Genomic DNA, 26,770 nt, shown 5'->3' with positions numbered 1-26,770 from the left:
CCAGTAGTTGATTATATAGGGTTTTTCTCTTTGCTAGTCAGCCTAAGTCAATAACTTATCCTATCTAGCGAGCCGACTATCATATCATGATGATTTGGTTTGTCAAGCTTTTTTATAATTTGTTTCAATGGGTTAGCCAGGTTGGTTATATGTAATTCACATATAAGTTATTCCGGTTCTCCCTAATGAGGTGCGTATTATAGACGGTTATTTTAATTAGTCAAGAAGTTATTTTTATTTAGTTTGAAATTTTTACCAGCCTACTTAGTAGTAGTTTGATGTGTTCTTTCTCGCTAATGGATGTTTATTCAGTGCCAAAACACTTTCTAAACGCCCTTCCCTTTCGACTGGGTGGCATTATACGCGCTTTTAGTAGAGGGTCAAGGGGGTTTATCCGCTATTTTAACGATCATCTGACCTTGTCATTAATACTGTTTATTTATCAGTCAGTTAGGGTTGAAAATAATTTTACGTTTATCATAGACTGCCTTTTTTGCTTAAAATCGCTTATTTCTTCTATATGGAAGCTGTCTATATAATCCTCTTTTATACATAACGCTTTTATAGTTTACCTATCTTTTTAAAGAAATCCTTATAAGCAGCGACTTTTTTATCTAACGCTAAAGGATAGGCGCGTGAGGTTGAAGGCAACCTATATAAGGTAAGATTATTTACATTGGATTTTTTATTATTATCATTTTGCCATTCATAAGGGTAATCCATACTTTGATTGGTCTTCGGATACTTGGATTTGGCAGGTGGCTCAGCTAATAAATTGAGTAGCACTTCAGTGGCTTTGCCGCCCGTGGTAAATAAGGTTTCAACCTTTGGTACTTGTGGCAAGATAATATCTAAATCAACGGGGGTGACAACAGTGAGGTTTTTATCAGAAGCATTACCAGTCTCGCGGATAGCTTGAGTGACGGTAGGACAAGAGGCAATGCCGCGCTCGAACATAAAGGCACGAATACGCTCAGGGTCAAAACGCTTTTCATCGCCTACTCTGAAATAATCAACGTCATCAAAAAACACACTGCCATAGATACGCCACATATCATTATAAAAGTTCGGGTAGTGAAAGCGCATTGCCCATTTATCAGCAGTCGGTGGAAAAGTACCCATCATCATCACGGTAGCATTCGGCGGTAACACTGGACCGAACGGATGGGTTTCTACTTCTGCGGCGCGAGTGTCGAACAATAACGAGTTGGTAGCCAATTTATCAGTATTATCATGGGTATGGGATGGTTGTGTAGTCATAAGATTCTTCATCAGAAAAGCTGTTTTTTTGTTATCATAGCAAGCCTGAACACTACTTCATTTGTTAGGGCGTTATTATAGTCGAACATAGTTTGCTTAAATAAAACTAACCTTGTTATAAGTGCCTTTGGCTTACTTTTTTATTAAAGCATTAAGCTTACTATTGATGGTCTAGGTATAGGGTTGAAGTGCAGTAAGTGTTTGTATCTTTATTACTAATAGCAACCGCAGTAACTGCGCAAGCATCAGCGAAAAATCAAGAGAGACCTTATGAATGACTTAAAAATCACCGTTATTGATCACCCGTTAGTCCGTCATAAACTCAGCCTTATGCGTGAAAAAGACTGTAGTACTTATAAATTTCGCACCCTAACCAAAGAGCTTGCGCGCTTGATGGCGTATGAAGCGAGCCGTGACTTTGAAATCGAAAGCTTCCCGATGCAAGGCTGGTGTGGTGAAATCACTGGTGAGCAAATTTCGGGCAAAACTGTGACTATCGTTCCTATTTTGCGGGCTGGTATCGGTATGCTCGACGGCGTGCTCGATTTAATCCCAACGGCGAAAATCTCTGTCGTCGGTTTACAGCGCGACGAAGAAACCTTGCAGCCTGTGCCATTTTTTGAAAAATTTGTCAGCCATATGGACAAACGCCCAGCACTTATCATTGACCCAATGTTAGCGACTGGCGGCTCAATGGTTGCAACCATCGAGATGCTCAAGAAAAATGGCTGTACCAATATCAAGGCATTGGTCTTGGTTGCCGCGCCTGAAGGCGTGCGTTTGGTGAATGAAGCCCATCCTGATGTGACCATTTATACTGCCGCACTCGATAGCCATTTAGACGAGCATGGCTATATCATTCCCGGTCTTGGCGATGCCGGCGATAAAATCTTTGGTAAGCAGTTATTTAACAAGTAAGACAACGCCTTTAAACCAAAACAAGCTGGCGTTATAAACCATGACACATGTACAGAACATCAATGATAAGGATATAAGATGAACGTATTGATTACAGGGGCAAGCGCTGGTTTCGGTAAAGCATTAGCTGAGCGTTTGGTTGCCAATGGTCATCGCGTGATTGGCTGTGCCAGACGCTTAGACAAATTGAATGCGTTGGCAGATACGTTGGGCGAGGCATTTTTACCTGTGGTCATGGATGTCAGTGACACGGCGTCTATTCCACAAATCATTGCTGACTTGCCGGCTGACTTTAAACAAATCGATGTCTTGGTGAATAACGCTGGACTGGCACTCGGCACCGAGCCTGCGCACAACGCCAGTCTTGATGATTGGATACGTATGATTGATACCAATATTAAAGGTTTGATGGCATTGACTCATGCTGTCTTGCCAGCCATGGTCGCACGCGATAGCGGTTATATTATTAATGTTGGTTCAATTGCGGGCAGTTGGCCTTATTTTGGTGGTAACGTCTATGGCGCGACCAAAGCTTTTGTCAAACAATTTAGCTTAAATCTGCGCGCTGACTTAATCGGTACGCAAGTACGGGTGACCAATCTTGAACCGGGTAATGTCGCGGGCACCGAATTTTCAAACGTGCGCTATCATGGCGATGACGATAAAGCCGCTCAAGTTTACGACGGCTTTAAAACCATGACCGGTGATGATATTGGCGATATCTTGTTATGGCTGATTGAGTCGCCTGCCCATATTAACGTCAACCGTTTAGAAGTCATGCCGGTTGCGCAAACCTACAACGGTCTAACGATTGCTAAGCAAGATTCATAAAGGTTTAGCCGACCATTCGGTTTATTAACGTAATTCATAAGATCGAAGCAATATAGTCGCCTCTATGTTGCTTCGTTTTTTGGCTATGACATTCTCTTCATTGATCAGGCGCAATTCCTGAAAACCCAAAATCAATACCTCATTACGCGTGCGCTCGCTGGTACGTTTATTGTGACGTATCGGAAATCCTAAAACTTGCTTACCTTTAATTACTATCTGATTAATAATTATGGTCGGATTATTGATGGTAGATTTTGCACTTACCTTTTGAGCATCAATAATCGCGGTGGCAGGATTGAGCGTTGAGATTAACACCTTTGTCTGACGCACGCTTTTTGCTAAATCACCTGCAAAAAATGATACCTGTTCTAATGGTAAATACTGGGCGTGGCGCATAAGCTCGCGGCGAAATAACGCTGGCATATCGGTATTAAAACTGTCTTCTGTTTGTCGATAAAACGCCGTAAAATTACGGTGTAGATAGCGGCCAAACACGCTGCTATTTATCCAATCTTGATAAACACCATTGGCTAATAATTGCTTTGTAAATGCTTCGGCATCTGGCATATTCTCTGTCATGAGCATGGCTAGCAATAGCGCGGGCGGACTGGTAAATGTTTGCTGCTGCCAGCTTTGTGGATATAAGCTGCTATCAAGCAATGCTAAAGTTAACTTGCCCATACGCTAATATCCTTATTAAACAGTGAAACTATTATTTAGTACATATAGTATCTATTATATACGTTTCCTATTACAGTCATTTGCTATCGAATAGCAGCACATATTGTGTGCTTGGATTTATTTGTCCGCTTTATTTATATAAAAAAAGCGACCTTAACGGGTCGCTTTTAATTTGTGCAATAAATTTTAAACATTTCGAGATATCAATCCGCTAAGGCTTTAACCAACTTAAATCGTGGTACTTCTTTACCATCAACTTCAACGGTTTCTGTAAACATGGTTAATGGTCGAACCCAAACGCCATACTCGCCATATAGACAGCGATAAACCACTAGCGCTTCTTCGGTTTCTGAATGCTGCGCGGTATGCAACACCTGATAAAGATTGCCTTTATAATGGCGGTAAATGCCTTGGGCGACGCTACTAAAATTATTATTTTCCATGCTTAGCTAGCTTCTCTATTAACTTGGTTTTATGTTTAGGCCATTCATCTTTTGACATGCTATACATCACTGTATCCGAAATAACACCATCACGGCGCACTCGATTACCTCGAATCACGCCATCTTTTTTAGCACCTAAACGCTCAATGGCTTGTTGTGAGCGATGATTGTCAATATCTGTGCGCCAACCTACGGTTTGATAATTCAATGTTTCAAATATATAAGTGAGTAGCATAAGCTTACAGGTGGTATTGACATGCGTGCGCCAATACGATTTAGCATACCAGGTATAGCCAATCTCTAAGCGCTTGCTATTTGGTAAAATATCATGAAAACTCGTTGAGCCAATCGCTTTACCATTTAATTTATCGATAACCACAAAAGCTTTTCTATCAGGCATTGATGCGGCCGTATTGATATAGTCAATAACCTTGTCTGGCTCTGGTACTGAAGTCACGTTTATTTTCCATAGCTCACCATCTTGGCAAGCTTGGGTTAAATCATTAGTATGAGTTAACATCAATGGCTTAAGAATAATGCCGTTACTTGATAACGTAGGAAGGTCTAACATCTATCTCTCCTTAAGCCATAATAAACTTAGAAACTCTCGTTACCTAGCTCAATGTCTTAACTAAGCAACCGTCACTTTCGCATAAGCCTTTTTGCCTGCTTGGATAACGACTGTCTGACCAGAGGTTAAGCTAAAGCCTGCATCGACCACTTCGCCATCTACTTTTACCGCGCCACGTTTAATCATGTCTTTAGCCGATGAGCTATTTTTGGCAAGCTCTGCTTGGTTTAGGATTTGCGTGATAAATAATGCGTCCTGCCCTTCTAACTCTAACGTCACTTCTGGTAAATCAACGGGCAGTTCACCATCAGCCAATACGTTACCCGCTGACTTGTGCGCATTAGCAGCAGCGTCCGCATCATGGAAACGTTCGATTAATTCTTCAGCAAGAATGCGTTTGATTTCTTGTGGGTTACGACCGTTTTCCATCTCTGCCATTAACGCCTCAACTTCCTCCATCGGCTTAAAGCTTAAAAATTCAAAGTAGCGACGGATTAAAGTATCTGGCATCGACAGCAGTTTTTGGTACATGGTGCCCGGCGCATCGTAAATACCGACGTAATTGCCGAGTGACTTAGACATTTTATTAACGCCGTCTAGCCCTTCTAAGATTGGCACGGTAATACAAACTTGCGGCTCTTGACCATAACGACCTTGTAAGGTACGTCCCATCAAAATGTTAAAGGTTTGGTCAGTACCGCCCAGCTCGACGTCGGCTTTTAGCGCGATAGAGTCATAGCCTTGCACCAATGGGTATAAAAACTCATGGATAGCAATGGGCGTTTGCGCCGCGTAGCGTTTAGAAAAATCATCACGCTCTAGCATGCGTGAAACGGTCAATTGGCTAGAAAGCTGAATCATATCACCCGCTGACATGTCTTTAAACCATTCAGAGTTAAAGACAATCTTGGTTTTTTCTTTATCCAAAATCTTAAAAACTTGTTCCGCATAAGTCTGTGCATTGACTTTGATTTGCTCATCGGTCAAAGGCGGACGCGTGCTGTTTTTGCCAGAAGGGTCGCCAATCTTGGCGGTATAATCACCGATTAGGAAATAAATTTCATGACCCAAGTCTTGAAAATGCTTCAGCTTATTAATCAGCACGGTATGACCCAAATGTAAGTCAGGCGCTGTGGGATCAAAGCCTGCCTTGATACGCAGCGGGCGATTCAGTTTTAACTTTTTAACCAAATCGTCTTCCGATAGGATTTCTTGTGTACCGCGCTGAATCAGGGCAAGTTGTTCTTCTAGGGTGTAAGTTTGGGTGGTCATGATGCTCTCTTTATTGTCTTTATTTAAAGGGTAACGCGTTTGGGCCAATTAGAATTTCGTAGCCCGTAAAAGATGTTAGAATTTGAGAGATATACTAGCGTTTTTTAAGGTAAATTGCCATGACCAACCCTGCATCGATTGCTGATACTAATGATAATACTGATTCAACTATCAATTATGACGATAATTTAAATAACACTTTGGACAAAACTTTAGATGACGATTTGAATTATGCCACCTTGACCGATGCGCTTGAGCAAACGGTATTTGAGAACTTCGATGATGGCTTATATATCGGCATGATGTCTGGCACCAGCTTGGATGGTATGGATGCGGTGCTTTGTCAATTCGGTGGTGAAGAAAATATCCAACAACCGCTACGGCTATTAGCTTCTATCAGCCAAGATTTTCCGCCACGCCTGCGTGAGGTTTTATTGGCACTTTGTCAGCCAAATGGCGTTCAAGAATTAACGCCAACGATGGGAGAGCCTAGTAGCGAATTAGACTGGTTTGGCTGGGCAAGTAAAGAATACGCTGAATTTGCCAGCGACGTGGTCAATAATTTATTGCAGCAGTCCAATACCGATGTAGAGTCGGTGCTGGCGATAGGCTGCCATGGTCAAACGGTGCGCCATCGTCCACAAATGGGCTTTAGTTTGCAACTGCTCGATGCCAATATCATCGCCGAGCGTACTGGTATTAGCGTGGTCAGCGACTTTCGCCGCCGCGATATGGCCGTTGGTGGTCAAGGCGCGCCTTTAGTACCTGCCTTTCATCAAGCCTTGTTTGCCACGCCTGATAGCACACGGGTGTTATTAAATTTGGGCGGTATTGCCAACATTACCGTTTTGCCAGCCAATGCTAACCTTATTAACGCTAATCCTGCTAATGATGCTCTTGTTAATAATAGTCCAATTATTGGTTATGATACCGGTCCTGCCAATTTATTACTCGATGCGTGGACGGCGTTGCATACGGATAAAGATTATGACGCTGGCGGCGCATGGGCGCAGTCAGGACAAGTCGTTGAGCCGCTACTTAACCAACTGATAGAACATCCATTTTTTGCGCGAACCTATCCGAAAAGCACAGGGCGCGAGGACTTTAACTTAGCATGGCTACAAAGCGAGCTGCAAAAATTTGACCAAGCCTCTGCCCATATTCGCTATTCGTCAGCCGATGTACAGGCAACATTGACCGAGCTGACGGCGATGAGTGCCAGTATGCAAATCAATATGTTTATTAAAGCCAAAGAAAATAGCTCGGTTTATGTCTGCGGTGGCGGTGCCTTAAATGATTACTTGATGACTCGCTTGCAGGCGCATTTACCTCACTGCAAAGTAGAAACTACTGCCAGCTTGGGACTAAACCCCGCTTGGGTCGAAGCCGTCGCCTTTGCATGGTTGGCACGGCAAACCTTAATGGGGGAAACTGGTAACTTACCAGCGGTCACTGGCGCAAGTAAAGGCGTGGTATTGGGTCAAGTTTGTTTTGCTTAATAAGCCTTTAATTGTTTAAATTTTAGTTTACATACGTGCACTAATGTGTTTTATAATGACGGTTAAAATACCTTCTTTTTAGGATCGTACGTACAGGATATATCGCATGAGCCAACATAGCAGTTCACCAAACGCGCAAGCCGCCGACTCTAATGCTGCCCCTATCCAGCAAAACCCGCGCCAAAAGCCGCCCCATTATGAGCGCCCAGACGAGATGCGTGTGGTGGTGACGGGTATGGGTGCGGTGACACCTTTAGGATTAGATGTCGCAAGCTCATGGACGCGTCTACTTAATGGCGAGAGCGGTATCGCGCCCATTACTCATTTTGATGCAACCGACTATCGGGCGCAAATTGCGGGCGTGGTCAAGGATTTTGACGCCAAGCAATATATGAATGCTAAAGACGCGCGCCGCTATGATGAGTTTATACATTATGCCGTTGCAGCTTCGGCTATGGCGTTAAAAGACGCGGGTTTTATCGATGAAATTAGCGCAGCTGATGCACCTGTACAAGATGTCGAGCAAGAGCGCTTTGGCGTGATTTTAGGGTCAGGCATTGGCGGTATCCAAACCATTGAAAACAGCCGTGATACCCTACGTGACAAAGGCGCTATGAAGGTTTCGCCTTTTATCATTCCAGGTTCTATCGTTAATATGGCTGCAGGTTTGGTCGCTATTAAACACACTTTACAAGGTCCAAACCTGGCGACCTCGACTGCCTGTACCACCGCGACCCACGCTATCGGGCTTGCTGCGCGTTTGATTGCCTATGGCGATGCCGATGTGATGCTGGCAGGTGGGAGTGAAAAAGGCTCAAGCCCGCTTGGAATGTCAGGTTTTGGGGCGATGCATGCCCTCTCAACTCGTAATGATGAGCCAACCAAAGCCTCGCGTCCGTTTGATAAAGAGCGTGATGGCTTTGTGCTCGGTGATGGCGCGGGTGTCATCGTCCTTGAAAGCCTTGCCCACGCCAAAGCGCGCGGCGCAACGATACTTGCTGAGCTGGTTGGCTTTGGCATGAGTGACGATGCCAGTCACATTACCGCGCCACCAGAAGATGGTAGCGGTGCAGCGCGCGCCATGCGCAACGCCCTAAACGATGCCGGTATTGAGCCTGCCGTCGTTGGCTACGTCAATGCCCACGGTACCAGTACCCCTGCGGGTGATGTTGCCGAATCTATCGCGATCGAAACCGTTTTTGCGCCCGTTAAAGACAGCATTTTGGTCAGCTCGACCAAATCGATGACTGGTCATTTATTGGGTGCCGCTGGTGGCATCGAGGCTATCTTTACTGTGCTTGCCCTGCAACATCAGCAGGTACCGCCGACCATTAACTTGGATAATGTTGAAGACAACTGCAATCTCGATTACGTCGCCAATCAATCATGTAAAGTTGATAATCTGCAATATGCAGTTTCCAATAGCTTTGGTTTTGGTGGCACCAATGGGTCGCTTATATTCGCTCGTTGGCCGGTGCAACCATCAAGCTAAAACGCCTAAAACAACGTTAAAAATGCTAAATAACTATTATTTTAGCCGTTGTAACCTTGGTGTCAGATTTGCTACGTTTGACCACTTGCAGCCCCTTATCGTACTTGCGTATGATAAGGGGTAATTTTATGCAACATTTATGGAAGATACCATGTCAAGCTACTCATTTTCCCATCAGTTTTATCAGCGCTGGACGTGTGCGCCAGACCCTGTACGCGCCTCTATCATCCAAGAACTTACCGATATCACTACCCTCTTACAACACGACACGCCATTTGAAACCTTTGTTTTTAGCACTCATGACTTAGACGCCCATCTTGATACTCTTTATGAAAATCATGAAGCCGAACAAGCGATTGCCAAAGCCATTGCCGAAAAACAAGCAAAAGAGCGCGCCGCTGCCGAAAAAGAGCGTTTGGAAGAAGAACAACGTTTAGAAAAAGAACGTTTAGAAAAAGAAAAACAGGCAAAAGCAGCAGTAGACGCTAAGCAGAAAGAAGATGAAACATTAAGGGCAGCAGAAGCGGCGAAACAAGAGCAACAGCACAATGAGCAGCCAGCTCATAAACAAGCTACCAGTGTTGATGACAATGCTAGTAGTAAAAATATTACTAGTAAAAATGACACTGACGCAGTAGACAAACTGGAAGCTACTAAAACGGATGCTACGAAAATTGCTACTGACACTGATAAAAAATCCATTCAAGAACCTGCTAATATTGCAAATGTGACAAATGGCGCAAACGATCATAATATGAAAACCGTTATCGATAAAGCCGTTTCAGACGCTGCTATTCCTTTGTCTTTAAAAGATACTAAACTTGGCGCGAGTCACCCAGAATTAATTCGCGAGCTTGAGATGCATGTCGATGACTATTTAAGCGAGCAAATGATGCAAATTTCTGAGAATTTAAAATCTTGGTTACGGGCTGAATTGGCACAGCATTTAACCGAACCTGACACCGCCACTACTATTAAAAGTAATGAGAATATCGCTAAGAAAAATATTCATTAGCGATAAAAAACCTGATTCAAATTAGGAATTCCTTTGTATAACTAGACACTAAAAAGCCCCATCGATATTGACGGGGCTTTTTAATATCTTCAATGCAAGAATATAAGCTTTTGCCTTAGATAGCTTTTGTACGCTCGGTTAGCCACTCGAGTGCCGCACCTTTAACGCGATCTTTTAGCTCGGCATAGACTTGGCTATGATAATCATTGAGCCAATCAATCTCGATCTGGGTTAATAGTGCAGGCTCAATCAAACGTGTATCGATTGGGCAGTAAGTAATGGTTTCAAAGTTTAGGAATTGTCCAAACTCAGTCTCAGTCGGATTCGCAACCGGCGTATTGACCACCAAGTTTTCGATACGAATACCCCATTTACCCTCGCGGTATAAACCCGGCTCATTACTAGATATCATCCCTTCTTTCATCGCGCGTTCTTTTGGCGTACTGGCACTATAAGCAATGACCTGCGGGCCTTCATGGACGTTTAAGAAATAACCAACGCCATGACCGGTACCATGACCATAGTCCATCTGTGCTTGCCACAAGGGTGCACGGCAAATCGCATCGATGAGCGGTGAAGCAATACCATCAGGGAAATGCGCTCTTGCTAACGCGATATGGGCTTTAAGCACGGTGGTGAAATCGCGTTTATGCTCGCTACTTACTTTGCCAATACCGACCACGCGGGTGATATCGGTGGTGCCGTTTTGATATTGCGCACCTGAGTCAATGAGCAATAAGCCGCCCTCGCCCTCAGCGACATCAAGGTAGCTGAATTTTTCTGGCGTCGCACGGTAATGCGGCAAAGCGCCATTTTCGTTAAAGCCTGCGATGGTTGGAAAGCTTGGCGACACATAATGCGGCTGCTGACTACGGACTTCGATGAGCATACTGTCGACATCCAACTCACTCAAACGCTCACCGTCTGCTAGGCGTTTTTCAAATGTCGCAAAAAACTCACTTAACGCCGCGCCATCTTGGCGCATGGCTTCGCGTACATGCTCGATGTCCGCCGCAGACTTCACTGATTTGAGTAACGTACTTGGCGCCATTTGCTCGATAAAGCCCACATCGTCGGCCATTTTTGATAGCGTGCCGACCGCCACTTTGCTTGGGTCTAACAATAATATATCTTCTGGCGTTAAGGTAGCTAATGCCTCTTGTACCGCATCATAATCTGCAAGCGTGATACCGCTGTCTTTTAGCGCTTTTTCAATCTCGCTACTGACTTTATTATTATCAACAAACAAGGTCGCTTTATCTTCGCTAATGAGCATATGCGCTAAAAATACCGGATTATAATCAACGTCCGCACCGCGTAAGTTGGTCAACCAAGCGATATCATCTAAGCTTGACAGCAAGTGATGGCTTGCGCCTGCCTTCGCCATACCTGCGCGCACGGCAGCAAGTTTTGAGCTGGCGGGCTGATCGATAAATTGCGCATCGTGTTGGTAGAGCTGTGCTGATGGCAATGCTGGACGCTCGCTCCATATGTCGGTCAATACATCGCGCTCAGTAATTAAAGTAATATCTTTGGCATCAAACGCATCGAGCAATCTGTCTTGCTCAGCGATAGACAATACATTGCCATCCACCGCTACGCTATCGCCTTCGGTTAAGTTTTGCGCTAGCCAATCGATATGATTCGGCTGACCAGGAGCCAGTTTTTCCAAAGTAATACCTGTGCCTTCTAGCTGATGCGCGGCGTGTACCCAGTAGCGACTGTCTGTCCATAGGCCAGCAAATTCAGCGGTAACGACCAGTGTACCAACCGAACCTGTAAAGCCTGATAACCATAGACGCGCTTGCCAATATTCTGGCAAGTACTCAGACAAATGCGGGTCTGCTGACGGTACGATAATCGCCGTTAAATCTTGTGCGGCAAGCGTTTGGCGTAGACTATCAATACGCTCGTGGATGTGTTGTTTATTCATGAAAGGTGTCCTTATTGCTTTTAAAAATGAGAGTTAAAAAAACGCTTGTGAGGCGACTATGAGTAGCCGTCTTATTGAGGCAAATAAATTCATCAGTATTACGTGAAGCCTTTATTTGCCTATAAAGGGTTTACTATTTTTAGAATGATAGTTATATAAATGAGTAAGAGTGTTTAGGCGTTTAGCCGAGCTATTATTAATTTCAGCTTAGTAATAGTAGTTTAATAATAGTATTAAAGCAGCGCATCTCTAGATGTTTGGGCAGACAGCAGGCTTTCAACGGCGACAGAGAAATAACTCACTGATTGAAACAATAAAACGTGCTACCGATTATGGTAACACGTCTTATCTTTGGGCGTTTATAGGGACGATTGCTACTATAAATAAGCTAAATAGGCTTAATTAATCTTCACCATCCACTTAACGCTTTATTTACTGAGCCGCTTTATCGGCTTGCTCACTTTTTACCAGCATGTTATTGATAGGTTTTGCCAGTACCAATAACACCACTGCGGTCACTACCAAAAAGACGGTCATGGTGGTAAATAATGTCGGTAAGCCTTCAATTTTGTCCGCAGAAACATGACCACCAAAGAACGCAGCGACCAAGTTGCCCATGGCGACAGAAGCAAAGAAAAGTCCCATCATTTGCCCCTGCATACCTTTTGGCGCAAGCTTTGTCATCGCAGACAACCCGACAGGGCTGAGCGCCAATTCCCCAAGTGTTAGCAGTAATAAGCTGCCCACTAACCATAAAGGTGAGGCCAGTGCACCATCACTGGTCAAAATACTTTTTGAGGCAAATATCATCAACGAAAAGCCTGCCGCGGTCAGCAACATACCCAGTGCAAACTTAACCATACTATTTGGCTCAAGGCCACGATTGGCAAGCTTGATCCAAACAATACTAACAATGGGCGCCAGCAATAAAATAAACAACGGGTTTAATGATTGGAACCAAATACTCGGTATCTCAAATCCTAAGACGTTCAAGTCAGTATAGCGATCGGCAAATAGGTTAAACGAGGTTGGTTGCTGCTCAAAGCTTGACCAGAATAGTGTCGAACCGATGATTAAAATAAAGCAAGTCAGTAGGCGCAGCTTATCGGTTTTATCAAGACGAGGTGAGACAAACATAATCGCAAAATAGCCTATCACCACTGCTGCGATGATATAAGTCATATATTCGGCGACCATTTCAGGATTAAACGGTAACATGCCACTTGCTACCAAAACCACAGCCGTTGCCAATAACACCAAGAAACCGATTACCCAGCGACCGATATTTTTATAACGGTCATTGGCGTATTCCCACTCAGGTTTTATATTTTTGGCTTGGGCATAGTGGGTCAAGGTTTTTTGCGCAGAAAAGCGGTAAATCAGAAGTGATATCAGCATACCGATACCACCAACGCCGAAACCTGCGTGCCACATGCCTTTTTCTTTAAACACTCCAACGATGAGCGCGGCCAATAACGCGCCAATATTAATCCCCATATAAAACAAGGTAAAACCACCATCACGGCGCACATCGCCTTTTTTATACAAAGCGCCTACCATGACGGAAATACAGGTTTTAAATAAACCTGACCCTAATACAATACATATCAAACCGACAAAAAATAGCGTCATGCCAAATATGGCGGAGAGCGCAATACATAAATGACCGAGGGCGATAATCACGCTGCCCCACCATAAGGCACGCTCTTGACCAAGCCAGTTATCAGCGAGCCAACCCCCCGGTACCGCCGCCAGATATAATGAACCGGCGAAAATACCATAAATAGCAGAGGCAGTGACTTCATCAAAGCCAAAACCACCGCTGCCAACGGTCGCGACCATAAACAGTACTAATAACGGACGAATACTATAATAAGAAAAGCGTTCCCACATTTCGGTAAAAAACAGCGGGCGTAGTGGCTTTGGGTGCCCCATAAACCCATTATCCAGTGCTGACAATTCAGCTTCACTAACATTTACTTTTGAGTCTCTGGTCATAACTTTATTCCTTTAAAGACCACTGTAATGACGACCAAACTCCTGTTTATTTTGCTAAGCGGTCACATAGGCGCATTATTGTTTCACTTGGTTATGGTCAAGTAAAGAAAAAGTTATTCAATAATTACACAAATACCTACAAAAAAACCTGTGCTCAGTTAACCAAGCACAGGTCTTTAATGTTAGCTTCTAGAGTATTTTCACTCTTAGAATAAAGTATCGTCACAACAGTTGTATTTAATTACGGGTATCTGACTATATTTATACAAGTATTTGTTTTTATAACAAAATACTTAGGTCACAAGCTTACTCTTCAGTTTTCCAAGTATGCGTTAACTCTGCACCCTCACCACCATCCAAATCCGCATCGGCTTCTTCTGCTGTCAAGTTAGCATCATCAGGGACTGCGGCTTGATTGACAGTACCCTCAGCAGTTGCGGTGCCAGATTCAGCAGCAACGACCGTACCATCAGTATCGGTTGGCGTTACCGTAGCATCCGCTGGTGTTGCAGTAGCAGCTGCGTCGGTATCGGCAGCTTCCGCTGTCGCAGCAGGCGCGGCTTCTGTAGCAGTTGCTTCTGTTTCAGCAGTCGCTTCGGTGCTCTCAGCAGTGATATGCTCGCCTGCTGGACGCAAATAGCCAGAAATGCCGATTAATAAGACGATACCTAAAAATAAGGCAACACCGCCTAAAGCAAATAGGAACTCTTTCTTGGGATTGTTTTCGACAATATGTTCTGACATACCTTATCCACCTTGCACAAAATATTTAAAATATTGGCCTATTATATCGCAATTTATATCGATTTGTGAAAACCCTTAACGATTTAAAGGGTTTATTAGCGAAAAAACTTACAACCAAAGCCTATGGGTATTTTTTTATTTGACCAAACGTCTCTGCGGGGTCGCACGCTTGCCAAGATAGCTTAATAATAGCAGAAGCGCAATAATGATTAAAATAGGATAATTACCCGCGCGCATATAAGGCGTATTGCCAACGCGTGCTTGCACATTTCCGCGTAAAACGGTGCGCTCAAACTGCGGCGCCCGCTTCACGATATGACCTTTATGGTCAATAATAGCCGTCACGCCAGTATTGGTGGCACGCATAAACCAGCGGCCGTTTTCAAGCGCGCGCATCTGGACCATTTGCAGATGCTGGAGCGGACCTGCCGAGCTACCAAACCACGCATCGTTAGAAATGGTCAATAAAAAGTCAGTATTGATGGCGTTTTTGCGCGTGGTGTCAGGATAAGCAACTTCATAGCAAACCGCTGCGCCCAAGTTATGACCACGCACGCGCAGCGGTGATTGATCGTCACTGCCGCGACTATAGCTCATGATATCTTGACTGCCAGCAAGGTTAGGCAAGATATCTAGCATGCCCTCAAAGGGGATATATTCGCCAAAGGGTACCAAACGCTGCTTTTTATATAGCCCTTCAGCGTCCGCACCTAAAGCAATGACACTATTATAAAACGGCGGGTATTTATCGGTCTTGGCATCAAAAGCTGCGGTATCCTTATAAGGGATGCCAGTGACCCACGTGGTATCGGTTTCTTTGGCCACTTTGACCACTTCACTGATAAAACCTAGCGCTTCATCTTGAAACATGGGAATGGAAGACTCTGGCCACAAGATCATGTCGCTGCCCCATTCGGTACTGGACAGGGTGGCATAGATTTTTAGCGTTTCTACCTGATATTCGGTCAGCCATTTTAAATCTTGCGGAATATTCCCTTGGATTAATGATACCGACAAGTCAGGCGTGCCCTTTGGTTTTGTCCATTGCGGATTTAGCAACCATAATGCGCAGCTGACAATAAGCAGCGCGGCAGTAGGAATCATATAACCGCCGCGGCGACGCAATAGCTCAACCAAACTTGCCGCCAATAATACTGCCACGAAAGACACCGCAAATACGCCAGCAACGGGCGCTAATGATGATAGCCAATACTGCTCGGTAAAGGCATAACCGACAAATAACCACGGAAAACCGGTAAATAGCCACGTTTTCATCCACTCTTGCAATACCCAAAGCGCAGCAAAGGATAACGGCTGTTTACCGACGACACGATTAAAAATCAGCGCCAAAAAGCCATGAAACAAGCCCATACCAAGGCCCATCAGCGCAATCATAATTAGCGCTAGCCACACTGGCGTATCGCCATAGACATGGATTGAGGTATACAGCCAAAATGCCCCGACGCACCAAAGCCCAGTACCATAAGCTTGACCGATAACAAAAGCACGCTTGCCCGTCATATCAGGCATCAGTAAGGCATACAAAATAGCAGGCGACACCAACGCCACCGGCCAAAAACCATACGGCGCGAGAGCAAAGATAAACACTGCGCCTGCCAGCCACGCAATCAATATGGTCAACACCAGCGGCAAGCCCTTGGGCTTATCGGGGTTTAGACGTTTTTGCAAATCCACAGTAGACAGACGCATAGCAGTTATCCAAAACCTTATTTTTCAGTCGTTTAAAGCTTAAATATTAACTTTGATTTATTCGGTGAGCGCTGGATTGATAGCCAATCGTTAGCTGCTCAATACAGCGCTCAAAAATTAAACCTGCCCATGATACCAGTCTAAATCAATCAATAGGTAACATTGCGTTGCAAAATACCGATTTTAAAAGCAAAAAAAACACGACCGCAATCGTGTTTTTTTATATTTAAATGCCGAGCTGATCTTTAAGTGCCAAGATTAAGTGATAAACATCAATAAATTAATGGCTACCTATTAATATTTGCTGGTCAGCATTGATTTTAGACAGCTCAAGATTTTGAATAAAGCGCCCTTCAACATCGGTAATGGTAATTTGCCAATCGTCTATCACCACACTCTCCCCTTCCAAATCACCAACATGACCGAGCGCTTGCATGACCAAACCACCCATAGTATCAACATCGGTATCATCAAAGTGGGCGCCAAGCTCATCGTTACAGTCTTCAATCACTGTCGATGCTTGCACGCGCCACGTATTTGGTCTTTCAGGATCGGCGACGATATTATTGATATCACTGTCTTCATCGAAGTCATCATGCTCATCGACGATATCGCCGACGATTTCTTCGAGCAAATCTTCCATCGTTACCACACCAGCAAAATTCCCAAACTCATCGACGACAATCGCCATATGCACTTGGGTGCGCTGTAATGAGCGTAGCAAAGTATCAGAGCGCGCCGTTTCGCTGATATAAAGCGGCTGACGCACCAAGTCTCGTAAACGTTGACTGCCAATTTTATCTTCTTGATCGCGCACCATGTGTACGAGGATAGGAATCAAGTCTTTTGCCAATAGAATACCGATAACGGCATCATCGTCTTGGCTATCAAAGACCGGATAGCGCGAGTGTGTGGTCTCAAGAATGATATCCATCACTTCAGCTAAGCTAGCGCTTTCGTGCAGCCCAATCACTTGCGGGCGCGGGGTCATAATTTCGCGAACTTGGGTGGCAGGCAAATCAAGGACGCCTTCCAACATGTCCACAGTATCGGGTTCTAAGAACTGGCGCGAGTCTTGCACCAAACGTATCAGTTCATCACGGGTTTCGGGGGCGGTCGATAGCCAGCGTTTTAAGCCGCGCATCGACCAACTACTCGGGCTTGGAGCGTCTTCGGACATGATGATGTGATTTAACCTCTTTAGTTAATAGCAGTAATCAAAGAAAATAGTGAATAGCAATTAAAATCTTAAACCTAAATGGGGATTAAAATAGCAAATAAAACAGCGACTTTATATTTAGGCAGTAGTCAAAATATTTAAATAAAGATCAAATTATCCATACAAATCCTATCATAGCGATAAATGACAACTATATAAGTATAGATAAAAATAGACTAGCCTAATAGGTTTCACTTTATCGCAAGGCTTACGGACATTCAACGACAAATTCACTCAAATTGTATTGTCAGTGTGTTGCAAACTTTGCTATGGTCAAAGCCTTCATTCCTCAAAGTCAAACCTATGTCGCTACGTGCATTTTTTTCTCGCCTGCTCTCGCCGCTTTCAAACAGCAATCGCTTAGAGCATGGGGCAGCTCATGATCGCCAGCAAAAGCGAACTTGGCGCTATTACCTCGCGCAGGTTTTAATCGTTACTACGTTGCTCCTATCTGCTATTTGGCTGTTAATGGCAATTTGGTATCAGTTTGGCATACGCTCACCGATTACTTGGCTTACGACCCTTGTTATAATCGGCATTTTAGCGGCGCTGGCTAATGCCGCTTATGCAACAAAAAGGCATTGGTCAAAAACTCCAAAAAATCGAGGTAATCAGCCATCAAATAATTCAGCAGCGCCAGATAAAAAAGTAGCCGTTAAATGGCTCATTGGTTTATATGGGGCAGTTTGGTTTATTGGTTTGGGCTGGTTTTTTTCTATCGAGCCCAAACAAGACCGCGACTGGATGGCGGAAGTCAGCGAAAGAGTTACTTATAGCCGCGATGCCAACAACCCTGACTTAGTCACGCTCACCAATGTGCGAAACTTTGATTGGCGTACCGATAAAGAAGCGACTGAACATTGGGACACGCGCACCATTGATATGTCAAAACTCTCTGGCGTCGATGTGACCAACTCCTATTGGATGGGGCCGCTGATTGCGCATACTTTGGTCAGTTTTCGCTTTGAAGATGATAGGCCGCTCGCCTTCTCGTTTGAGATTCGTAAAGAAGAAGGCGAGTCGTTTTCGGCATTGGCAGGGTTTTTTAGGCGTTTTGAGCTGAGCCTGATTGCTGCTGAAGAGCGCGATATCATTTATACTCGCAGTAATGCTCGCGGTGAGCAAGTTTATCTGTTTCCGGTCAGCAATCTACAACAGCACGAGGTCAAGTCGTTATTTGAGTCTTACTTAACTGCCGCCGATGAATTGAATGCCAAACCAACTTGGTACAACACGTTGATGAGCAACTGTACCAATATTATCTTTTATATGGCGCGTATCGTCAGTGGCGACCGCTTGCCATGGGATTATCGGATTTGGGTATCGGGCTGGCTACCAAACTACTTATACGACGTTGGCATGCTCGACGCCAACCCTGAAAAAGACGGTCAGCCTTGGTCAATGGACACGTGGTACGAGCGCACCCATATCAATCCAAAGGTTCGCGGCTTTGATAATTTGGCAGGAACTAGCGCTATCAATAGCCGCGAGTTCTCCAAGCAAATTCGGCAAGATATTCCTATCCCGCCACTGGCAGATTCACAAGCCGATGCGGAAGCGAGCGCCAAATCTGCCGCGCAGGAATCTAAAGAATAGCTGAGGTTTTCGAAGAGGTGCAGCTACTCTCCAAAGCGGTATTGCGACGTTAAACCCATTGTTCATTAAGCATAAACATAGATTAAACCCTTTATAAAAAAAGTTAGGTTAAGGCTGGACCCAATTTACCACCCGCTCCTCCATCTCCTCATCTGTCATGCCAATCTCAGAAATACAGCGCCCTGCTACGCCAACATTGGCAGCGCGCATCTGCTGCTGAGTTGCCACCGCATCTCCCGTCAATAACAAATGCCAACTTGGTAAATCTTGTCCTTTATACAAGCGCTTATAAGCACAGTGCGACGGCAGCCACATCATCTGCGGCAAATTCTCCATAGTTAGCTGAATACAGTCCGGCACATGCTCTTGGCGGGTGGCGTAATGCTTGCAGTAACCGGTCGCGCAATCCATCAGCTGGCAGGTGACATCGGTATATTCAACCATTTCTGCTTCATGACTATGGTCATCGCTGACATTGTCATCGTCGATATACTTGATTAGGCAACAGCTACCGCAACCATCGCATAGCGCTTCCCATTCGCTATGGTTTAGCTCTGACAGCGCAAAACGTGACCAAAACTGCGGACGCAATAGATCATTAGCATTGTTTTGGCTGTGAGGAAATAAGCGCACAGCAGATGGCGTCGCTGAATCTGAATCAGTTGTTGTTTTGGAATCTAGAGCGGATGCTAATTGAGATCCAGATTGATTGAACAAATTGAGTGTCATAAAGTCGCCGTAGCATTTTGATAAAGAGCGTTACAGTATTATAGCTGTTTTTGGCGAACTTGGGCGTTAAGGTAGGAGAAGTAAATAAAAGAATGAAGCAAAATACGGACAGTTAACACTTATAAAACAAGCATTTATAAAACAGTCATCTATAAAACAGTCATTTATAAAATCCCCTTCATAACATAAAAAAAGGACAATAATATGTCAATTAAGACTTTTGAATTGATCAGCACTACCGAAAACAACGTCGAGCTTATCAGCTATGTGGCGCTGCCAGAATCTGCCTCAGAGGACAATCCAGTAGCAGGTATTTTGGTGGCGCCAGAATGGTGGGGCGTGGTCGATCATCCAAAGTCCGTCGTTGAGCGCTTAGCAAAAGCAGGCTATGCAGCGGTGGCGATGGACGTTTACGGTGAAGGCAAGCTGACCAGCGACGCGTCGATGGCCAATATGTGGATGGAGCAAGTACTTGCTGATCAAGACATGCTAATGGCACGTTGCCGCTTAATACTCAATGACTTTGGTGACCAACTGGCGGTTAATCGCGATAACTTAGCGGCGATTGGTTATTGTTTTGGCGGTAAAGTGGTGCTCGATATGGCGCGTGAAGGTATGCCATTAAAAGCGGTTGCTACTTTCCATGGCAACCCATCAGCAAAACAGCCAGCCGATAAAAACTTCAAAGCCAAAGTATTGGTCGCTCACGGCCGTGATGATTCGATGGTGTCAATGGAGGCAATCGAAGGTCTAAAATCAGAGCTAGATGCTGCCGATGTTGACTACACGATTGATGTCTATGACGGTGCCAAACATGGCTTTACCAATCCGCACGCCGATGAACGCGCGGCCAAAAACGACGTTGACCTTGGCTACAACGAAACCGCTGCTAAGCAAAGCTGGGACAACATGCTTGAATTTATGAAAGCCAATCTTGGTTAATAATTTTAAAGATATCATCAATCAAGTTGTATAAACGCTCACTATAACGAGTGTTAATACAAAGTATAAGACGAAAAACAGGGGTCACTTTCTCAGAAAGCGACCCCTGTTTTTAGTCGTTATACACAATAACTACCATGACCAATCTTGTGCTTATGAGCAAATAACGTCATCATCACTCTATTATAAGTGGGATTGAGTGACGAGGATGTTATATCTATTGATAAATCAGCTGGGCTGGCTGGCTTTTATGGCTTTATTGATCGTGGTGATCATCCTGTACGCGAGGATAAGCCAACAAATTAGACAGTTGCGTCATGATATGACAGCGCTGCAAGCTGAGCTTAAACGGCAAAAACAGGACACAACGACAGCAAAATCTTCTCACGCCGATATAAATAGCGATCAAGAAAGTCAATTTGCATCAGTGCCTGACACCTCTCCAACCTTGCGGTCATCAATGCCGCCACCGATACCGTTAGCAGCAGTAGATTTGGTTACAGCCGCTGACGCTAGCGCCGAACCCATAGAAGAAAACCTCGGCTTAAAGCTAAAACCAGCAGAATCGACAAAATCGAGAACCCCCGTTACAACGATAGAGCCAGACGAGCGCTCCTTGCCTATCGTCACCTCCATTATTCACTCTATGCAAAACTGGTTTTTTGGCGGCAACTTAGTAGTGCGCGTTGGGGTATTGGTGTTGCTCGTTGGGGTGGTGTTATTACTGCGCTTATTAAGCGACTATATTGAAATACCCATCGCCTTTAAACTCATTGCCATAGGCGTCCTCGGTTTAGGGTTAGCAGCTTTAGGATTAAAATTAGTAAAAAACCGCTTTGCTTACGGCATCACTTTGCAAGGCGCAGGATTGGCGATTGCTTATCTAACCACCTTTTTTGCCTATAGCGTTTATCAAGTGCTGGCAAGTCTACCAAGCTTTATAGGACTTGGTTTATTATCAGCACTTACCGTCGTTTTAGCCGTCCGTCAAAACGCCTTTCCTTTGGCATTACTGGCATTATCGGGCGGCTTTTTTGCGCCTATATTGACCAGTCAGGATACAGGCAGCTTGACGGTTTTGTTTAGCTATTACTTATTACTAAACGTGACTATTGCAGTAATTGCTCATTATCGTCCGTGGAAAGTGCTCAATATTTTTGGGTCAGGAGTCACGTTTGGGCTGGCTTATTATTGGGGACTGACAGAGAACGTAACGGTAATTATTGATAATCAGCGTTGGTCATTGGTGGTACTGGTTGCCCTACATCTCATTCTGTATTTATTTGTGGTGATTCGCTACGCGCAACAAATCATTGCTTATAACGATGACAATGAAGCTATTATGAACGTGGCTAATGTTGAAGAACGACGTTCTAGCTATGTATTCCCTATCGATATTGGTCTGTTATTCTCCGTGCCGATATTGGCATTTGGCTTATTTTCTGCCTTATTGCAGGATATTCATCATGCGTTGACCATTGTTAGTGCTATTTTAGCGATGATTTATCTGGGTCTTGGTTGGCGCTTTATTAAACGCAGTCAGCGCTATGCTCTGATTACTGAAGGTATGCTGGCGTTAGGGTTTGGCTTTTTAGCATTAGTGATTCCGCTGGCACTTGATGCAGAATGGATTGCCTTTGGCTGGTCGGTACAAGGGCTGGCCTTGGTATGGTTTGGACGGCGCTCACTACGTGCATGGTCAGTATTGTTTGGGTTGTTACTGCAGCTGCTCAGTATCGCGATGCTGATGATAACTGTGGTCTTTACGATCAAAGATTATCCAACGTTGGCGTTGACGATTTCGGCGCTCAGCTATCTAGCTACGATGTTTATCTTACGCGCCAGCAACTCGCCTATTGATGACGCCAACAACCAGCTTAACGCCAATCATACGCTGACTGCCTATACTAAAGCTTTGGGCATTGGTGAACTCGCTACTAAGCAATGGCTTACCAGTATCAATAGCCAAAGTATGGCGTTTAACTTGATGTGGCGCAGTCCAAATTTGGGTCGCTTTTTAACCTTTACTGCAATGGTTTGGCTGCTGTACGTATTGGTGATTGATTTTGACCACTGGCTTGCCAGCCGGCGCTTAGCAACGACGGCGCTGCTAGGATTGGCCACCTTAACCAGCCTAACTATTTATCAGGCAGTCAATCACTATCATGCGTGGCGCGAGATTAGGCAGTTTAGCCATGGGTTATTGCTGCTATTTTATGCCGCACTACTGTTTCAACTGCCACAAAAGTATGAATTTGATCATCAATGGACAACCTTTCATTGGCCGATATTTATTGCCTTATTCATAGGTTGGTTAGTCGTTGGGCAACTATGGTTAAAGTCATGGCATAAAGAAGCGGAGTTAAAAAGTTTTGATAGCGCGAGCTGGCTTGGTGCTGGCATTATCCTATTGGCAGAAGCTATGCATTATGGCTTGCCTGATTCAAAAGGCGTCATGACTATTTTGGTTCCGGTTGCCTTTATGCTGGCTGGATTATGGTGTACACAGCGTCATGCTATGGTTCAATACAATGATAAGCAATCACACTCGCAAACGGGAGCAGCGACCTCAGTATTTGCGCCTTATTGGTTTGATTGGCATCAGGCATTATTAGACAGTGCCAAAATATTTGTACCAATCACACTAGGTTGGGCTATTTTTACCAACTTCACTTACGATGGTATTATTTGGGAACTGCCCTACTTTCCTTTATTTAACTTATATGATGTGACGTTATGGCTGGTGGTGTTTTACGGCTTGGGCGTTTATTTACTCCGTCAGCCACATGGTAGAGGTTCGAGAAATCTATTAAAAGCCATTCCTAAAAACGATATGCTGTTAATTATCTTAGCGCTGATTAGTTTTTGGATAGGCTCTAGCATGTTAGTTAGAACGCTGCACGCATTTATCGGCACGCCGTTATGGACTGGCGGTTTATACGACGTGACAGGAGGCGCTTGGAATAGCGAGCAAGTACAAACGGGACTAACCATTTTATGGACGCTCATTGCTTTGGTCGCCACTATTATCGCCAGCCGCTATGGACAACGAACGCTATGGTTTATGGGCATTGGACTATTGGGAGTTGTGGTGTTAAAACTGGTCTTGGTTGATTTATCCCAGACCGAGGCGATTTGGCGAGTGATTTCCTTCCTTGGTGCGGGTAGCTTAATCTTGGTCATTGGTTATTTAGCGCCATTGCCACCAGCACGTGAGGATTTAACAGACGAGTTTGAATAATAGTCTGCTCTGTGCGTTACGTTGAATGAAATGTTAACGTGGTGACGCTGGTTGTGTAGTAAACTGAACACCATTAGAAAGTAGACGTTGATTGTCTTACTTTGAGCATTTTTTATAAAAGGTTAGTAAAGCAGATGGATAAGAGAGCAAGTATTCAGTGGTTCCCTGGGCATATGAACAAAGCCCGTAACGAAATCAAAGAAATCATGCCGCAGATGGACGTCGTCATTGAAGTGATTGACGCGCGTATTCCTTATAGTAGCGAAAACCCAATGGTCGCGGCATTACGCGGCGAAAAACCGGTCATCAAAATTTTAAATAAAGCCGACCTTGCTGATCCTGAATTGACCAAAGCGTGGATGGAATATCTTGAACAACAAGACGGCGTTAAAGCTATCGCTTGCGACAATAACAAAGCCGATGACGTCAAGCGTATCATTGCAATATGCAAATCCCTCGTACCCAATAAAGTCGGGACGGGACGTCAAATCAAAGCCATGATTATGGGTATTCCAAACGTTGGTAAATCAACCTTGATTAATACCTTAGCGGGGCGCGCGGTAGCTAGAACGGGCGACGAGCCAGCGGTGACCAAGTCACAGCAGCTGATTAAGCTTGACGATGACATCATGCTCTATGACACGCCTGGCATGCTGTGGCCAAAGGTTGAAAACGAAAACTCTGGCTATCGCTTGGCGGCGACCGGCGGTATTCGTGATACGGCGTTTGACTTCGCCGATGTGGCCAGTTATACCGCTGAGTATCTCATGCAAGCCTATCCTGAACTGCTAAAAACCCGCTATAAGATTGAAGAATTACCCAAGACCGATTGGGAGTTTTTTGAAATGGCGGGACGTAATCGCGGCTGCGTGCGCGCGGGCAATCAAGTCGATACCTACCGCATGTCTGAGATTTTGATTAACGAGTTACGTAGCGGCAAGCTTGGAAATATTACCCTCGAGACGCCAGAAATGACTGAAGCTGAAGAAATTGTGGTCGCTGAACAACGAGTCGCAGCCGAAGAGAAAAGAATCGCTAAAGAAGAAGAAAAACGTTTGCGTCGTTTAAAAACGCGGAAGAATCGGAAGTAGATCGAACTTAGATAAAGTTGTAGGGTGCGCCTAGCGCACCTGTTATATTCTATTATTTACCTTTAACTTATCTGAAGGTTTACTCAAAATTTACTTGGCAAACAAGACAGTGAATTATAGCTCCATTCCTTGATTTTCATTCCCCGATACTGAAAACGAAGCTCATCTACTATTGTCTTGTATCAATCGTATTACACCCATAAACACTGTTTGTCCCAAACGTTATATATCCCTGTTCAATTTACAAGGAATACTCTTGCCTACTCAATTTTCTCAGTCATTAACTTCTCTGGATTCATTCGCTCCCCGCCTGCTCGATTGGTTCGCTGAAAACGGTCGCCACGATCTGCCGTGGCAACAGCACCAAACCGATACGCCCAATCCTTATATCGTTTGGCTATCAGAAGTCATGCTCCAGCAAACGCAAGTAATGACAGTGCTGCCCTACTTTGCCCGCTTTATGGCGTCGTTTCCGACGGTGCAAGATTTAGCCGCAGCAGAATGGGATTTGGTTGCCGAGCATTGGGCAGGACTTGGCTACTATGCACGGGCGCGTAATCTGCATAAAGGCGCAAAGCAATTGGTTGCAGTGATTGATGAGACGGGCGACTTTCCGCAGACGCTAGCAGGTTGGGAGGCGATTTCTGGCGTTGGACCGTCGACCGCTGGGGCGATTATGGCAATGGGGCTACATCGTTATGGCGTCATCTGTGATGGTAATGTCAAGCGCGTCCTCACCCGCTGGGCGGCTATCGATGGTGATATTACTAAGTCGGCTACGACCAAAGCGCTGTGGGCATTGGCGGAGCGTTTAACACCAAGAGAGAACTCAGGATTGTTTGCGCAAGCCATGATGGATATGGGTGCAACCTTATGTACGCGTAGCAAGCCTGCTTGTCTGTTGTGCCCATTGCAAGATGATTGTATTGCCCATGCGCAGGGTCGCGAGACCGATTATCCGGTCAAAGCTAAAAAGCAGCCCAAGCCAAGCAAGTTTAGCAATGCGCTATTGATTAAAGATATGGCCGGCAACATACTATGGCTACAGCGTCCTGACAATGGCATTTGGGGCGGACTATGGAGTTTGCCTTTGCAATTTGTTGAGAAAATTGACGGTAAAGTAAGTGGCAAAACAACTGCTAAAAATTCAAAAGCCAGCGATGATAAATCATTAAAAGTTGCTAGCAATGAAAAAGTCTATGAAACAGAATTTACCACCGCTGAGCAAATTATCAATGAATGGTTAGATAAGCGTAATTTAGCAGCCGCGCCCATTAATAAAACCTTGCTTGATGACGCGCCTATCAAACACTCCTTAACCCATTTCCATTGGTATTTAACGCCGCAATCACTGACTTTAACGAATGAGCAAACGGCTGATTTGACCAAAGCCTTGCAAGCAGCAGATATTATTATAAATTGGTCAAATGCTGAAGATGCACAAGCAACACTTGGATTGCCACGAGCAATGGTAAAGATCTTGGAAGCCTAAGTTAGGGCGACTAAGTAACCTTTATAAAAAAAAGCGACTCAAAATATATTCTGAGTCGCTTTTTTCATTTATAACCTACAAAAAACTAAGACA

At 44.6% G+C, this 26,770-nt stretch carries 21 protein-coding genes; 10 read left to right on the top strand and 11 right to left on the bottom strand.

The genetic code is table 11. The features are described from left to right. Positions 1 to 561: 561 nt before the first annotated feature. A complete protein-coding gene (locus B3R91_RS05700; RefSeq protein ID WP_349681532.1) occupies positions 562 to 1,128 on the bottom strand; it encodes a DNA glycosylase in 567 nt (188 codons plus the stop codon). Between the two features lie 402 nt (positions 1,129 to 1,530). On the opposite strand from B3R91_RS05700, the gene upp reads away from it, so the two are divergent. Both upp and B3R91_RS05690 read left to right on the top strand, forming a co-directional pair. Further along, positions 1,531 to 2,178, top strand: coding sequence for a uracil phosphoribosyltransferase (upp, locus tag B3R91_RS05695; protein ID WP_068403656.1), 648 nt, complete (start codon positions 1,531 to 1,533; stop codon positions 2,176 to 2,178). A 78-nt stretch (positions 2,179 to 2,256) separates the two neighbouring features. Beyond that, entirely contained in the window at positions 2,257 to 3,009 is a 753-nt protein-coding gene (locus tag B3R91_RS05690; RefSeq protein WP_144297647.1) for an SDR family NAD(P)-dependent oxidoreductase, read from the top strand. Between the two features lie 24 nt (positions 3,010 to 3,033). Here the strand turns inward: B3R91_RS05690 and B3R91_RS05685 are convergent, their stop codons facing one another. From B3R91_RS05685 to tyrS, 4 genes are all read right to left on the bottom strand, one after another. Continuing rightward, positions 3,034 to 3,690: a hypothetical protein gene (locus B3R91_RS05685; RefSeq protein WP_286796803.1), complete on the bottom strand. Its 657-nt coding sequence runs from the start codon at positions 3,688 to 3,690 to the stop codon at positions 3,034 to 3,036. 203 nt (positions 3,691 to 3,893) lie between these two features. Continuing rightward, positions 3,894 to 4,133, bottom strand: a complete 240-nt coding sequence (locus B3R91_RS05680) for a DUF1653 domain-containing protein (RefSeq protein WP_286796802.1) — start codon at positions 4,131 to 4,133, stop codon at positions 3,894 to 3,896. After that, positions 4,123 to 4,704, bottom strand: coding sequence for a GNAT family N-acetyltransferase (locus B3R91_RS05675; RefSeq protein WP_286796801.1), 582 nt, complete (start codon positions 4,702 to 4,704; stop codon positions 4,123 to 4,125). Before B3R91_RS05675 ends, B3R91_RS05680 begins: the two co-directional genes overlap by 11 nt. A 60-nt stretch (positions 4,705 to 4,764) precedes the next feature. Continuing rightward, complete coding sequence (tyrS, locus tag B3R91_RS05670) at positions 4,765 to 5,976, bottom strand: tyrosine--tRNA ligase (protein ID WP_068403761.1); 1,212 nt, start codon at positions 5,974 to 5,976, stop codon at positions 4,765 to 4,767. Positions 5,977 to 6,095: 119 nt separating this feature from the next. Here tyrS and B3R91_RS05665 point away from each other — a divergent pair, with 119 nt between their 5' ends. From B3R91_RS05665 to B3R91_RS05655, 3 genes are all read left to right on the top strand, one after another. Next, positions 6,096 to 7,475: an anhydro-N-acetylmuramic acid kinase gene (locus B3R91_RS05665; RefSeq protein WP_286796800.1), complete on the top strand. Its 1,380-nt coding sequence runs from the start codon at positions 6,096 to 6,098 to the stop codon at positions 7,473 to 7,475. A gap of 214 nt (positions 7,476 to 7,689) precedes the next feature. Beyond that, complete coding sequence (fabF, locus tag B3R91_RS05660; protein ID WP_286796806.1) at positions 7,690 to 8,967, top strand: beta-ketoacyl-ACP synthase II; 1,278 nt, start codon at positions 7,690 to 7,692, stop codon at positions 8,965 to 8,967. Positions 8,968 to 9,106: 139 nt separating this feature from the next. Beyond that, the gene (locus B3R91_RS05655) at positions 9,107 to 9,982 is read left to right on the top strand and encodes a hypothetical protein (protein WP_286796799.1); all 876 of its coding nucleotides are present in this window, start codon (positions 9,107 to 9,109) and stop codon (positions 9,980 to 9,982) included. Positions 9,983 to 10,097: 115 nt separating this feature from the next. On the opposite strand, the gene B3R91_RS05650 is transcribed toward B3R91_RS05655, so the two are convergent. From B3R91_RS05650 to B3R91_RS05630, 5 genes are all read right to left on the bottom strand, one after another. Then, the gene (locus B3R91_RS05650) at positions 10,098 to 11,915 is read right to left on the bottom strand and encodes an aminopeptidase P family protein (RefSeq protein WP_286796798.1); all 1,818 of its coding nucleotides are present in this window, start codon (positions 11,913 to 11,915) and stop codon (positions 10,098 to 10,100) included. 432 nt (positions 11,916 to 12,347) lie between these two features. Further along, complete coding sequence (locus B3R91_RS05645) at positions 12,348 to 13,913, bottom strand: peptide MFS transporter (RefSeq protein WP_286796797.1); 1,566 nt, start codon at positions 13,911 to 13,913, stop codon at positions 12,348 to 12,350. Positions 13,914 to 14,219: 306 nt separating this feature from the next. After that, a complete protein-coding gene (locus B3R91_RS05640) occupies positions 14,220 to 14,657 on the bottom strand; it encodes a hypothetical protein (RefSeq protein WP_286796796.1) in 438 nt (145 codons plus the stop codon). Between the two features lie 135 nt (positions 14,658 to 14,792). Further along, a complete protein-coding gene (lnt, locus tag B3R91_RS05635) occupies positions 14,793 to 16,367 on the bottom strand; it encodes an apolipoprotein N-acyltransferase (protein ID WP_191692233.1) in 1,575 nt (524 codons plus the stop codon). 280 nt (positions 16,368 to 16,647) lie between these two features. Beyond that, complete coding sequence (locus tag B3R91_RS05630) at positions 16,648 to 17,547, bottom strand: HlyC/CorC family transporter (protein WP_144297658.1); 900 nt, start codon at positions 17,545 to 17,547, stop codon at positions 16,648 to 16,650. Positions 17,548 to 17,889: 342 nt separating this feature from the next. On the opposite strand from B3R91_RS05630, the gene B3R91_RS05625 reads away from it, so the two are divergent. Then, on the top strand, positions 17,890 to 19,182 hold the full coding sequence (locus tag B3R91_RS05625; protein WP_200662309.1) for a DUF4105 domain-containing protein: 1,293 nt from the start codon (positions 17,890 to 17,892) through the stop codon (positions 19,180 to 19,182). Between the two features lie 108 nt (positions 19,183 to 19,290). On the opposite strand, the gene B3R91_RS05620 is transcribed toward B3R91_RS05625, so the two are convergent. Next, positions 19,291 to 19,911 carry a YcgN family cysteine cluster protein gene (locus B3R91_RS05620; protein ID WP_349681531.1) on the bottom strand — a complete coding sequence of 207 codons (621 nt, stop codon included), beginning with the start codon at positions 19,909 to 19,911 and terminating at the stop codon, positions 19,291 to 19,293. 204 nt (positions 19,912 to 20,115) lie between these two features. On the opposite strand from B3R91_RS05620, the gene B3R91_RS05615 reads away from it, so the two are divergent. The 4 genes from B3R91_RS05615 to mutY all read left to right on the top strand — a co-directional run bounded on the left by B3R91_RS05615 (position 20,116) and on the right by mutY (position 26,677). Next, a complete protein-coding gene (locus B3R91_RS05615; protein ID WP_286796795.1) occupies positions 20,116 to 20,853 on the top strand; it encodes a dienelactone hydrolase family protein in 738 nt (245 codons plus the stop codon). 322 nt (positions 20,854 to 21,175) lie between these two features. Beyond that, a complete protein-coding gene (locus tag B3R91_RS05610) occupies positions 21,176 to 24,094 on the top strand; it encodes a DUF2339 domain-containing protein (RefSeq protein WP_286796794.1) in 2,919 nt (972 codons plus the stop codon). A gap of 134 nt (positions 24,095 to 24,228) precedes the next feature. After that, a complete protein-coding gene (ylqF, locus tag B3R91_RS05605) occupies positions 24,229 to 25,185 on the top strand; it encodes a ribosome biogenesis GTPase YlqF (protein ID WP_201592078.1) in 957 nt (318 codons plus the stop codon). A gap of 256 nt (positions 25,186 to 25,441) precedes the next feature. After that, positions 25,442 to 26,677 (top strand): A/G-specific adenine glycosylase, encoded by a 1,236-nt coding sequence (mutY, locus tag B3R91_RS05600; protein WP_286796793.1) that lies wholly within the window; start codon positions 25,442 to 25,444, stop codon positions 26,675 to 26,677. Positions 26,678 to 26,770: the final 93 nt, after the last annotated feature.

It is taken from the genome of Psychrobacter sp. UBA6291 (assembly GCF_002439405.1).
GTDB lineage: Bacteria > Pseudomonadota > Gammaproteobacteria > Pseudomonadales > Moraxellaceae > Psychrobacter > Psychrobacter faecalis.
This window is presented reverse-complemented; position numbering and strand designations above follow the sequence as displayed.

Bases quoted from the DNA above. Each gene is read 5' to 3' on its own strand.
- fabF (WP_286796806.1), top strand. From the start codon at position 7,690: ATGCGTGTGGTGGTGACGGGTATGGGTGCGGTGACACCTTTAGGATTA.
- B3R91_RS05675 (WP_286796801.1), bottom strand. From the start codon at position 4,704: ATGTTAGACCTTCCTACGTTATCAAGTAACGGCATTATTCTTAAGCCA.
- B3R91_RS05615 (WP_286796795.1), top strand. From the start codon at position 20,116: ATGTCAATTAAGACTTTTGAATTGATCAGCACTACCGAAAACAACGTC.
- B3R91_RS05665 (WP_286796800.1), top strand. From the start codon at position 6,096: ATGACCAACCCTGCATCGATTGCTGATACTAATGATAATACTGATTCA.
- ylqF (WP_201592078.1), top strand. From the start codon at position 24,229: ATGGATAAGAGAGCAAGTATTCAGTGGTTCCCTGGGCATATGAACAAA.
- B3R91_RS05700 (WP_349681532.1), bottom strand. From the start codon at position 1,128: ATGATGATGGGTACTTTTCCACCGACTGCTGATAAATGGGCAATGCGC.
- upp (WP_068403656.1), top strand. From the start codon at position 1,531: ATGAATGACTTAAAAATCACCGTTATTGATCACCCGTTAGTCCGTCAT.
- B3R91_RS05650 (WP_286796798.1), bottom strand. From the start codon at position 11,915: ATGAATAAACAACACATCCACGAGCGTATTGATAGTCTACGCCAAACG.
- lnt (WP_191692233.1), bottom strand. From the start codon at position 16,367: ATGCGTCTGTCTACTGTGGATTTGCAAAAACGTCTAAACCCCGATAAG.
- B3R91_RS05620 (WP_349681531.1), bottom strand. From the start codon at position 19,911: ATGACACTCAATTTGTTCAATCAATCTGGATCTCAATTAGCATCCGCT.
- B3R91_RS05625 (WP_200662309.1), top strand. From the start codon at position 17,890: ATGTCGCTACGTGCATTTTTTTCTCGCCTGCTCTCGCCGCTTTCAAAC.
- B3R91_RS05680 (WP_286796802.1), bottom strand. From the start codon at position 4,133: ATGGAAAATAATAATTTTAGTAGCGTCGCCCAAGGCATTTACCGCCAT.
- B3R91_RS05610 (WP_286796794.1), top strand. From the start codon at position 21,176: ATGACAGCGCTGCAAGCTGAGCTTAAACGGCAAAAACAGGACACAACG.
- B3R91_RS05655 (WP_286796799.1), top strand. From the start codon at position 9,107: ATGGAAGATACCATGTCAAGCTACTCATTTTCCCATCAGTTTTATCAG.
- tyrS (WP_068403761.1), bottom strand. From the start codon at position 5,976: ATGACCACCCAAACTTACACCCTAGAAGAACAACTTGCCCTGATTCAG.
- B3R91_RS05690 (WP_144297647.1), top strand. From the start codon at position 2,257: ATGAACGTATTGATTACAGGGGCAAGCGCTGGTTTCGGTAAAGCATTA.
- B3R91_RS05645 (WP_286796797.1), bottom strand. From the start codon at position 13,913: ATGACCAGAGACTCAAAAGTAAATGTTAGTGAAGCTGAATTGTCAGCA.
- B3R91_RS05640 (WP_286796796.1), bottom strand. From the start codon at position 14,657: ATGTCAGAACATATTGTCGAAAACAATCCCAAGAAAGAGTTCCTATTT.
- B3R91_RS05630 (WP_144297658.1), bottom strand. From the start codon at position 17,547: ATGTCCGAAGACGCTCCAAGCCCGAGTAGTTGGTCGATGCGCGGCTTA.
- B3R91_RS05685 (WP_286796803.1), bottom strand. From the start codon at position 3,690: ATGGGCAAGTTAACTTTAGCATTGCTTGATAGCAGCTTATATCCACAA.